At 67.3% G+C, this 10,025-nt stretch carries 7 protein-coding genes and 1 pseudogene; 5 read left to right on the forward strand and 3 right to left on the reverse strand.

Annotated features, from left to right (window positions below; translation table 11 throughout):
* Window positions 1-198: 198 nt before the first annotated feature.
* Window positions 199-1,581 carry an MFS transporter gene (locus ACNJ7E_RS22460; protein WP_418341001.1) on the forward strand — a complete coding sequence of 461 codons (1,383 nt, stop codon included), beginning with the start codon at window positions 199-201 and terminating at the stop codon, window positions 1,579-1,581.
* A 114-nt stretch (window positions 1,582-1,695) separates the two neighbouring features.
* Here the strand turns inward: ACNJ7E_RS22460 and ACNJ7E_RS22465 are convergent, their stop codons facing one another.
* The 3 genes from ACNJ7E_RS22465 to ACNJ7E_RS22475 all read right to left on the reverse strand — a co-directional run bounded on the left by ACNJ7E_RS22465 (window position 1,696) and on the right by ACNJ7E_RS22475 (window position 5,404).
* Window positions 1,696-2,499 (reverse strand): IclR family transcriptional regulator, encoded by an 804-nt coding sequence (locus tag ACNJ7E_RS22465; RefSeq protein WP_005249938.1) that lies wholly within the window; start codon window positions 2,497-2,499, stop codon window positions 1,696-1,698.
* Window positions 2,500-2,641: 142 nt separating this feature from the next.
* Window positions 2,642-4,168 (reverse strand): aldehyde dehydrogenase (NADP(+)), encoded by a 1,527-nt coding sequence (locus tag ACNJ7E_RS22470; RefSeq protein WP_418341002.1) that lies wholly within the window; start codon window positions 4,166-4,168, stop codon window positions 2,642-2,644.
* A gap of 66 nt (window positions 4,169-4,234) precedes the next feature.
* Entirely contained in the window at window positions 4,235-5,404 is a 1,170-nt protein-coding gene (locus ACNJ7E_RS22475) for an FAD-dependent oxidoreductase (protein ID WP_418341003.1), read from the reverse strand.
* A gap of 643 nt (window positions 5,405-6,047) precedes the next feature.
* Here ACNJ7E_RS22475 and ACNJ7E_RS22480 point away from each other — a divergent pair.
* From ACNJ7E_RS22480 to ACNJ7E_RS22495, 4 genes and pseudogenes are all read left to right on the forward strand, one after another.
* Window positions 6,048-7,385 (forward strand): MFS transporter, encoded by a 1,338-nt coding sequence (locus ACNJ7E_RS22480; protein WP_280779448.1) that lies wholly within the window; start codon window positions 6,048-6,050, stop codon window positions 7,383-7,385.
* 119 nt (window positions 7,386-7,504) lie between these two features.
* Window positions 7,505-8,755, forward strand: coding sequence for a GTP cyclohydrolase II (gene ribA / locus ACNJ7E_RS22485; protein WP_418341004.1), 1,251 nt, complete (start codon window positions 7,505-7,507; stop codon window positions 8,753-8,755).
* A 91-nt stretch (window positions 8,756-8,846) separates the two neighbouring features.
* Window positions 8,847-9,599, forward strand: coding sequence for an SDR family NAD(P)-dependent oxidoreductase (locus ACNJ7E_RS22490; RefSeq protein WP_418341005.1), 753 nt, complete (start codon window positions 8,847-8,849; stop codon window positions 9,597-9,599).
* Between the two features lie 43 nt (window positions 9,600-9,642).
* Window positions 9,643-10,025 (forward strand): annotated as a pseudogene (locus ACNJ7E_RS22495) (NAD-dependent malic enzyme); the annotation flags it as partial.

A 10,025-nucleotide genomic window follows, 5' to 3' on the forward strand; every position in this document is an offset into this window, starting at 1 on the left:
CGGGGTCTTGACGGGCCATGAGGTCCATGTCACACTTTTGAGCGTGGCGTTCACTTATTGAACGATTGGAATGTCGGTGGTTGAACACGGTGCCGCCGACACACGCGCACACTTCATCCCCGCCTTCCCCGCCCCGGACGGCATTCACACCGTCCACGTCGGCTGTCATGTCGACGCGCACCAGCAAGGAGTGACCTGGTGACGATTACCAACACGGATTCCGTCGGAGAGTATGAGGACGGCCCGGTCGGCACGAAGGCCGACCCAGGGCCGGTCGACAAGAAGCGGTTCCTGGTCAAGCTGACCGGTGTGATCGCCGGTGGCATGTTCATCGACGGTTACATCCTCGGCATCGTCGGCACCGTCATCGGTGCCATCACCCTCGATTTGGATATGTCGCTGTACTGGGAGGGGCTGATCGGCGCCTCCGCGCTGATCGGCATCTTCGTCGGCGGCCCCCTCGGCGGTTGGCTGGCCGACAAACTCGGCCGCAAGCCGCTGTTCGCGATCGACCTGGCGATCTTCATCCTCGGATCGGTTATGCAGTTCTTCGTCGACTCGGCCTGGCAACTGTTCGCCGTCCGGTTGCTGATGGGCATCGCGATCGGGGCCGACTACTCCGTCGGCTGGCCACTGCTCTCCGAATTCGCCCCCCGACGGTTGCGCGGCAAACTGCTGGCCTATTGCGAGGTCGCCTGGTACGTCGGCTTCATGTTCGCCTTCGTCTCCGGCTTCCTGATGACCACCGTGTGGTCCCTCGACTGGCGCATCGTGCTCGGCTCGAGCACCGTTCCGGCGGTGATCTTGTTCCTGGCTCGGCTGGGCATGCCCGAATCCCCGCGCTGGCTGATGAACAAGGGGCGCACCGAAGACGCAACCGAGATCGCCCACGCCTACCTCGAGGACCCGTCCGACGTCGTCGACATCGCCAACGAGGGCACCCGCAAGGGCACCTTCGGGATGCTGTTCTCCCCGGCCTACCGGCGGGCGACCATCTTCATCTCGATCTTCTGGTTCTGCGCGGTGGCACCGTATTTCGCGATCGCCACGTTCGCAGCCAGTGTGCTGGAGGGCTACGGCCTCGGTGACGGACTCGTCGGCGCCATCGGGGTCAACGGCCTCGCCCTGGTCGGTGTCATGGTCTCGGTCCTGCTCATCGAACGTGTCGGCCGGCGGAAGCTGACCATCCCGCAGCAGTGGGTCTGCGCGGTGGTCCTGCTGATCATCGGATTGTGGACGTCCGCGCCGCCCGCGGTGGTGCTGATCTGCTTCCTGGTCTTCGCGTTCGCCAACGCCATGTCCACCGCCCTGACCGGGGTCTACCCGGGGGAGATCTTCCCGACCGAGATCCGCGGCTTGGGAACCGGTTTCGCGACCGCGTTCAGCCGGGTCGGTGCGGGTCTGGGCACGTTCTTCCTGCCGTGGTCGATGCACAACCTCGGAAGCGGGGTGACGATGCTGATCGCCGCCGGCATCTGCGTCGTCGGTGCCGTGGTCTCTCAGGTCCTCGCCCCGGAAACGATGGGCCGCAACCTGAGCGAAACCTCGGCCCCCCGCGTCGGTCGGCGCGCACGAACCTGACCGAAACCCCTCCAAGCGGATTCACAAGAGGCATCCGCAGAGAGCACCGGGAACCGGAGTCCGTACCAGGGCTCCGGTTCCCGGTGATTCACGCAGAATGGCTGATCGGCGGGACTATTCGCCCACCGCGTCCTGCCAGAACACCTCGACGAGGCGCTCGACGATGGCCTGCATCTGCTGGAGCGCTTCGGGAATGCGGTCGCGCCCGAAGCGGTAGCGGGGGCTGTTGAGCGTCAAGATCGCCACCAGCGTGCCGGAGGAGTCCCGCACCGGCCGCGACAGCGAAATCAGTTCTTCTTCGAGTTCGTTGTCGATGATGCCGAACCCCTGCTCGCGGACCTGATCGAGTTCCCGGAGCAGAACGGCACGATCGGTGATGGTGTGGGGCGTATAGGCCTCGAGCTTCTCGGGCAGCAGCGCGAGCACCTTGTCCAGCGGCATCTCGGCGAGCAGTACCTTGCCGGTGGAGCTGGCGTGCAGCGGATATTGCTGGCCGACCATGTGCGATGACATGCGGCTCATGATCCCGACCACGTGCGAGCCGGCGGCCTCGGCGACCAGGTCCAGGCCGTCCTGCGAATTCGGCACCGACAGCGTCACCGATTCGTTGAACTTGTCGGCCAGCTCCTGCAGCAGCGGTTGCGCGCGCGCGACGAGTCCGGCGTAGGGGTCGGCGCGCCGTCCGAGGCGGGCCATTTCCCAGCCGAGGATGTAGTTGTTGTCGATTCGGTCCACGAGCCCGGTGCGTTCGAGACTGTAGAGCAGACGGAACGCGGTGGGCCGGGAGATCCCGACCCCCTTCGCGAGCGTGGTCACGGTGGCGCCGGTGCGCGGGTGCGCGGCCAACTCCCGTAGCAGCCGAACCGCTTTGGTCACCGACTTGTTCGTCATCTCCGTCGGTTCGGGTACTTCGCTCATGCCACCCCTTTGTCGCGTCGGTGCGCACCACACCCTCGGGTGCGCGCTTCCACGACCACTCTACCGCCCCGGCGTTCATATAGTGAACGCCGGGGCGGCTAAGTGGGGAACTCTCGGGCGCATACCGCGCGCTCGTCGGTTGTCAGGACCGGGCGCGGCCCCAAGTGGACGATTCGCCGGCAGAGTTGACCGTGCGGGGGATCTCGAGGGGGTTGCGTTCCTGAATCGGTGCGGGCAGGAGCACTTCCGGGGCGTCCTGGTAGGTGACCGGGCGCAGGAATCGGCGGATCGCGGTGGTGCCCACCGAGGTATGCGAGACCGCGGTGGTGGCGGGGTAGGGGCCGCCGTGGTGCTGGGCGGGGGTGACCGCGACGCCGGTGGGCCACCCGTTGAACACCAGTCGCCCGGCGCGGGTGGCGGCGATCCGGGTGATCCTGCGGAGCTGGTCGCGTTCGTCGGGGGTCGGTTCGGTGCGGGTGTGGACGGTCACGGTGAGGGTGCCGCCGACACCGTTCAGGACTCGGTTCACCTCGTCCTCGGAGCCGTACTCCGCGATGATCGCGGCGGGGCCGAAACTCTCCTCGAGCAGCGTGTCCGCCTGGGCGACCAACTGCTCGGCGGTCGTGCGTAGCAGCGTCGGGGTGACCTCGGGTACCCCACTCTCGCCGGTCGATGCGGTGCCCTTGACGAGGACCTCGACGCCGGGTGCCGCGGCGGCCGCCTCGATCCGATGGTGGTAACCCTCGGCGATCTTCGCGGTGAGCATCCGCGCCGCGGGCACCTGCTGGGAGAGGGCGGTGATCTGTTCGGTGATCGGCGATCCGGCAGGCACCAGCAGGATGCCGGGCTTCGTGCAGAACTGTCCGGCTCCGAGGGTGAACGAACCGACGAAGCCGGACGCGATCGCCTCGGCACGCTCGTCGAGTGCACCGGCGGTGACGACGGCCGGGTTGACGCTGCCGAGTTCACCGAAGAAGGGGATCGGGTTGGGTCGGGCGGCGGCGATGTCGAACAGGGCACGGCCACCGGCGACGGACCCGGTGAAGGCGGCAGCGGCGATCCGCGGGTCCTCGAGGGCGCGGGTGCCGGCCCGGAAACCGCTGATCAGCGCAAACGTGCCGTCGGAGGCGCCGGCCGCGGACAGTGCCCCGGCGACGACCTCGGCGGTGGCGGCGGAGGTGCGGGGGTGGCCGGGATGGGCCTTGAGCACCACCGGGCAGCCGGCAGCGAGCGCCGAGGCGGTGTCGGTGCCGGCGACGGAGAACGCGAAGGGGAAGTTGCTGGCGGCGAAGACCAGGACCGGGCCCACGGGGATCTGATACCGGCGCAGGTCCGGGCGGGCGCCGAGGACGAAGTCGGGATCTGCGCGGTCGATGATCACGTCCAGGAAGGTGCCGTCGATCAGTTCCTCGGCGAACATCCGCAACTGCACACAGGTGCGGTTCAGTTCACCGCTCAACCGAGCCTGGGGAAGCCCGGTTTCGGTGAGGGCCTCGGCGACCAGCGCTTCCGCGTGCGCCTCGAGGGCGTCGGCGATCGCGACGAGCACAGCGGCGCGACCGTGGGGGGTGCGGTCCTCCCAGAGCGGTGCGGCGGCGGCCGCGGCGTCGAGGAGGCGGTCGAGCTGTGCGTCGGTGGTGTCCTGCTCGATCGAACGGGTGTCAGTCATGAAATGCGAAATCCTTTTCTGAGTTCGAGGCTCGCGCCGGAGTGCGGCGCAGCCGGGGTGTGTGGGTCAGGCGGCGGTGAGTTGCCGGATTCCACCGAGTCGGCCCTGATGGAAAACGAGAGGCTCGCCGTGTCCGGCGTCCATCTGAAACACCCGGGCGATGACGATGACATGGTCGCCGCCGTCGAGTTCATGCGTGACCTCGCAGTCGACGAACGCATGCGCCCCGTCGATCCGGGGTGATCCGGCCTCGGAGAGGGACCAGTCGATCTCGGCGAACTTGTTGGGCTGCTTGCTCGACAAGGCGCGGCACACCGACTCCTGGCCGGCGGAGAGGACGCTGGCGCACAGTCGTCCGGCGGCCCGGACCTTCGGCCAACTGGTGGAGGTGTGCGCCACACTGAAGCTGACCAACGGCGGATCCAGCGACAACGACTGGAAGGTACCGACCACCAGGCCGCACGGGAACTCCGCGTCGGCGGTGATGCCGGACAGGGCGACCACACCGGTGGGCAGGTTCCCCATCACGTTGCGGGATACCTCCGCGCCGGTGCGCAGCTCCGCGGTGGTGTCGGCGGCGATCGCCGCCACCAGGGACTGGGTGCCGTCGGCGAGGCGGAATACTGCCGACGCCTCGTGCATCAAATGCCACGAGCCGGCGGCGGCAGCGGTCCACCGCAGGGCGGTGGTGAATGCCCCCTCGGTGAGAGGGCCATTGAAGTGGCCGACCCAGGCCGCCTCGTTCGCCTGGTATTCGTCCTCGCTCAGCTGTAATCGGTCGAGCATGTCCTGCACGCTGTACCGGTCGATATTCGCGAGCTCGGGTGCTGCCGGCGGCAGATCGGGCCGGGGGACGAACTTCATGGTGTCGGCGAGCAGCCGACGCATACCGGGATCGATCAGTTCCATGAATTTATCGAGCGTGCCGGTGCGCACCTGGTCGCCGGCGAGCCAGTACGCCTGCTCCGCGCGCGGTCCGCGGGTCACCTCGAGTCCGTATCGGGTGATTTCGGCCCACACGTGCGGCTGCACCCAGTGCATCCAGGTGCCGCCGATCTCGAGGTCCCGACCGAGACGATGGTCGGTCCACACCCGTCCGCCGAGCCGGTCGCGCGCTTCGAGCACCACGACACTCAGTCCTGTGCCGGACAGTTCCCGGGCGGCGATCAACCCGGCGATGCCGCCGCCGACCACGACGACATCGGCTTCGTGCTGCTGGTGGGCATTGTCCGCCATATCCACTCCTCACCGCCGTGAACTCAGGGGACGGATTCGGGACCCCTGTGTACGCGTGATGTTCATAAACTGAACGTCTCGTTCAAAATCTCTCGCCACTGATCCTGAGCTGTAGGTCACAATCTGTCAAGAGCGACGGACGCCGGGCGTGTGCCGGGCGGAGCGCGCTCAGGGGAAGCATGCGTACAGCCCGCACTCGAGCGACGCAGCCCCCGGCCAATCACCGACCCACGACCGCACGGGCCCAGGCGCTGGCGACTTGCGGTACGGGTACCGAATTCCCAGCTGGCGCCATAAGTGGGGCGCGATCCGCCGGCGCCGACCGCGAGGCGGCACGCCCGGATTCATCGCGCGTCCCGGGACAGGTCTTGACGCGCCCTGAGTCCCATGTCACACTTTTGACCACATCGTTCAGTTTATGAACACGCAGCGCGGTTGAGCTGCAGCGCCCTACCGATCGAGCCCATCCCAACGACCCGCAGTCGCCGGAGATCCCTCGGATTCCGCGGCCGTGCACCATTTCACGAAGGTTGTGACAACACGTGCGAACATCTGCTTCCCGCCCATCCGCCACTGCGCACGGCGATTGCCCACCGTCGTCGGTCGTGATCGCCACGCCCAAGCGCACGAGCGAGGAGGCCTGATGACCATCACGAACAACGAGGCCGTGGACATCGGCCAACAGTCAGTCGACAAGCAGCGCTTCCTGGTCAAGCTGACCGGTGTCATCGCCGGCGGCATGTTCATCGACGGTTACATCCTCGGCATCATCGGCACCGTCATCGGGGCCATCACCCTCGATCTCGGCATGTCGCTGTTCTGGGAGGGGCTGATCGGGGCGTCCGCGCTGATCGGCATCTTCATCGGCGGCCCCCTCGGTGGCTGGCTCGCCGACAAACTCGGCCGCAAGCCGCTGTTCACGATCGATCTGGCGATCTTCACCGTCGGTTCGGTCCTGCAGTTCTTCGTCGACTCGACGTGGCAGCTGTTCCTGGTCCGGCTTCTGATGGGCGTCGCGATCGGCGCCGACTACTCGGTCGGCTGGCCACTGCTCGCCGAATTCGCTCCCGCCCGTCTGCGCGGCCGGTTGATGGCCTGCAACGAGGTCGCCTGGTACCTCGGATTCATGACGGCCTTTATCGCCGGCTTCCTGATGACCACCGTGTGGTCCCTCGACTGGCGCATCGTGCTCGGCTCGAGCACTCTGCCCGCCGTCATCCTGCTCCTGGCCCGGTTGGGTATGCCCGAATCCCCGCGCTGGCTGATGAACAAGGGCCGCACCGAAGAGGCAACCGAGATCGCCCATACGTATCTCGAAGACCCCGCCGACGTCCTCGACATCACCAACGAGCAAACCCGCAAGGGCACCTTCGGGATGTTGTTCTCCCCGGCCTACCGGCGCGCGACGATCTTCATCTCCGTGTTCTGGTTCTGCGTGGTGGCACCGTACTTCGCCATCGCCACCTTCGCGGCCAGCGTGCTCGCCGACTACGGTCTCGGTGACGGACTCGTCGGCGCCCTGGGGGTCAACGGCCTCGCCCTCGCCGGTGTGGTTGTTTCGGTCCTGCTCATCGAACGCATCGGCCGGCGGAAGCTGACCATCCCGCAGCAGTGGGTGTGCGCCGCGGTCCTCGCCGCCATCGGGCTGTGGACCTCTGCACCGCCGGTACTGGTGCTGATCGGCTTCCTGGTCTTCGCGTTCGCCAACGCCATGTGCACCGCGCTGACCGGTGTCTACCCGGGTGAGATCTTCCCGACCGAGATCCGCGGCCTCGGTACGGGTTTCGCGACCGCGTTCAGCCGCGTCGGCGCCGGTCTGGGCACGTTCCTGCTGCCCTGGTCGATGCACAACCTCGGCGCGGGCACCACGATGCTCATCGCCGCCGGCATCTGCGTCGTCGGCGCCTCGGTCTCCCAGCTCCTCGCCCCGGAAACGATGGGCCGCAGCCTCAGCCAAACCTCCGCTCCGCACCAGCGGTAACCACCCACAATCCCGAGCGCGGAGTCGTCGGGCCGACAACGATGTCAGCCCGCGACTCCGCCTCGACCCAGAACGTCCCACCACACTCCGTGTGTTCGCCAAGGAAGGAGCCAGCGATCATGTCGACCATCTCGGACGCGGTCACCGCACTGGCAAACAAGGGAATGGTCCTCGTCGTCGACGACGAGGACCGCGAGAACGAGGGCGACCTGATCATGGCCGCCGAATACGCGAGCACCGATGCGGTCGCGTTCTTCCTCGAACACACATCCGGGTTTCTCTGCGTCGCCATCGACGAGGCCCGCGCCGGCAAGCTCGGTCTCGACCTGATGGTCCCCGACAACACCGAAGCCCACAACACTGCCTTCCTGGTCAGCGTCGACTACCGGCACGGCACCACCACGGGAATCAGTGCGGGCGATCGCGGCGCCACCATCCGGGCACTGGCCGACCCCGCCCTGCACCCCGCCGACCTCGCCAGGCCCGGCCACGTGATGCCGCTGCTCGCGAAGCCCGGAGGTGTTCTCGAGCGCCCGGGGCACACCGAAGCCGGAGTCGACCTGTGCCGCATGGCCGGGCTCAGCGGCGCCGCCCTGCTCTGTGAGATCGTCACCCCCGACCGGCGCGAGATGATGCGCCGCGACGACCTCCGGCAACTCGCGGCACGGCACTCGATCCCGATGATCTCCATCGCCGAACTGCGCGCCTGGCGCTCACGCGCGGCGAGCACGGTGACACCGCTGCGCCACAGTGCCGCCCGCTCCGAGAACATCGTTCTCCGGTCCGGTCGCAGCACCCTGCCGACCGAGGTCGGGACATTCGACGCGCTCGCCTATCAAGCACCCGGCAACGGCGTCGAGCACCTGGCCCTGGTGATGGGTGACGTTGCCGCCGACGACGCCCCGCTGGTCCGGCTGCACAGCGAATGCATCACCGGTGACCTCGCCGGCTCCCTGCGCTGCGACTGCGGCCCCCAGTTCCGATCCGCCATGAGCGCGATCGCCGACGCCGGCACCGGCGTCCTGATCTACCTTCGCGGACACGAAGGCCGCGGAATCGGCCTGGGTCACAAACTGCGCGCCTACGAACTCCAGCAACATGAGGGCCTCGACACCATCGACGCCAACGTCAGCCTCGGCCTGCCGGTCGACAGCCGCGACTACCGCGTCGCCTGCGAAATCCTCGACGACCTGAGGGTGGGCCGAGTGCGGCTGATGACGAACAACCCCGACAAGGTTCGGGCCCTGAGCGATCACGGCATCACCGTCGCCGAACAAATCCCACACGAGTCGTCACCGACCGTCTACAACCGGTCGTATCTGACCACCAAACGCGACCGCATGGGGCACACCCTGCAGCGGCTCGGATGACAGCCGTCGCCGTGGCCGGAGCCCAGCGGATCCTCGCCGACACCGGCGCACCCTGACGATCGAGTTATCCCAGAAGGACGGACTAGCCCTGGTGGACTCCATTCCGCTGAACCCGCAGACTCCACCCGCACGAGACAGACTGGTTCTGGTCACCGGCGTCGAACAGCCTGAGGGCGCCTATGCCGCCCGCACTCTCGGCACGCACGGATTCGACGTCATCGCACACAGTTTCATTTCGGAGGCGGCCGAGCAGGTCGCCCAGGACATCACCGGCGTCGGTGGCCGCGCGACCGCCGCCGTCGCCGATCTCACGATCGACGGGGAGGTCGACCGGCTCTTCACCGGCATCGAAGACACCCACGGCCGGGTCGACACCGTCATTCACGCCGCCTGGATCCCCGGACCCGAATCCACCGGCACGCCGCTCCAGTCGATCCATCCGCACGACTGGGACCGATTCCTCCTCGCTCATCTGCGGATGTTGTTCACAACCGTGCGCCGGGCGATGCAGTCGATGAGTGGCCGCAACCGCGCAGGGTCCATCGTCACCGTCGTCGGCGTAGACCGATTAGCCGCTGACACAGGGGAATCCACCCTGACCCGTCGGGTGATCGACGGCGCGATCGAGGCTTTCACCGCCGCCGCGGCACACGACATCAGCGCGCGAACCGTACAGGTCAACACCATCCGTTTGATCGACGAACTCCCGTCACCCGCTTTCCCCGACGAGCACATAACTCCGGATTTCGACACCGCCCTCGTCTTTCTCGCCGACCCCGCCCACCACAGCTGGTCCGGCAAGGTGCTCTCCGCACCCGCGGCCCGGTTCGCCGACACGCACTGAAATCCCACCACCTATTTCCTCCCAACACCTTTGGAGTACACCCGTGACTGTCGTGTCCGAAGCCACCGCACCGCAGAAGGTCGAGCTGACCGACGAGGAGATCTTCGCCGGCCACATCGGGGGGAAGCTCTCGGTTGAGACCACGACCGCCCTCGATACGCAGCGCGCCCTGTCCATCGCCTACACCCCCGGCGTCGCGCAGGTCTCCCGCGCCATCGCCGCCGACGAAACCCTCGCCGACCGGTACACCTGGACCAGCCGCCTGGTGGTCGTCGTCTCCGACGGCTCCGCGGTACTCGGCCTCGGGGACATCGGCCCGCGGGCCTCCCTGCCCGTGATGGAGGGCAAGTCCGCCCTGTTCAAGAACTTCGCGGGCCTGAACTCGATCCCGCTGGTCCTCGACACCAAGGACCCCGACGAGATCGT

The sequence above is a fragment of the Rhodococcus mengyinensis genome (assembly GCF_048381435.1).
GTDB classification, from domain to species: Bacteria; Actinomycetota; Actinomycetes; order Mycobacteriales; family Mycobacteriaceae; genus Rhodococcus_F; species Rhodococcus_F opacus_D.

Coding starts and splice junctions, on each gene's coding strand:
- ACNJ7E_RS22470 (WP_418341002.1), bottom strand. CDS start 4,168: ATGACTGACACCCGTTCGATCGAGCAGGACACCACCGACGCACAGCTC.
- ACNJ7E_RS22465 (WP_005249938.1), bottom strand. CDS start 2,499: ATGAGCGAAGTACCCGAACCGACGGAGATGACGAACAAGTCGGTGACC.
- ACNJ7E_RS22480 (WP_280779448.1), top strand. CDS start 6,048: ATGACCATCACGAACAACGAGGCCGTGGACATCGGCCAACAGTCAGTC.
- ribA (WP_418341004.1), top strand. CDS start 7,505: ATGTCGACCATCTCGGACGCGGTCACCGCACTGGCAAACAAGGGAATG.
- ACNJ7E_RS22475 (WP_418341003.1), bottom strand. CDS start 5,404: ATGGCGGACAATGCCCACCAGCAGCACGAAGCCGATGTCGTCGTGGTC.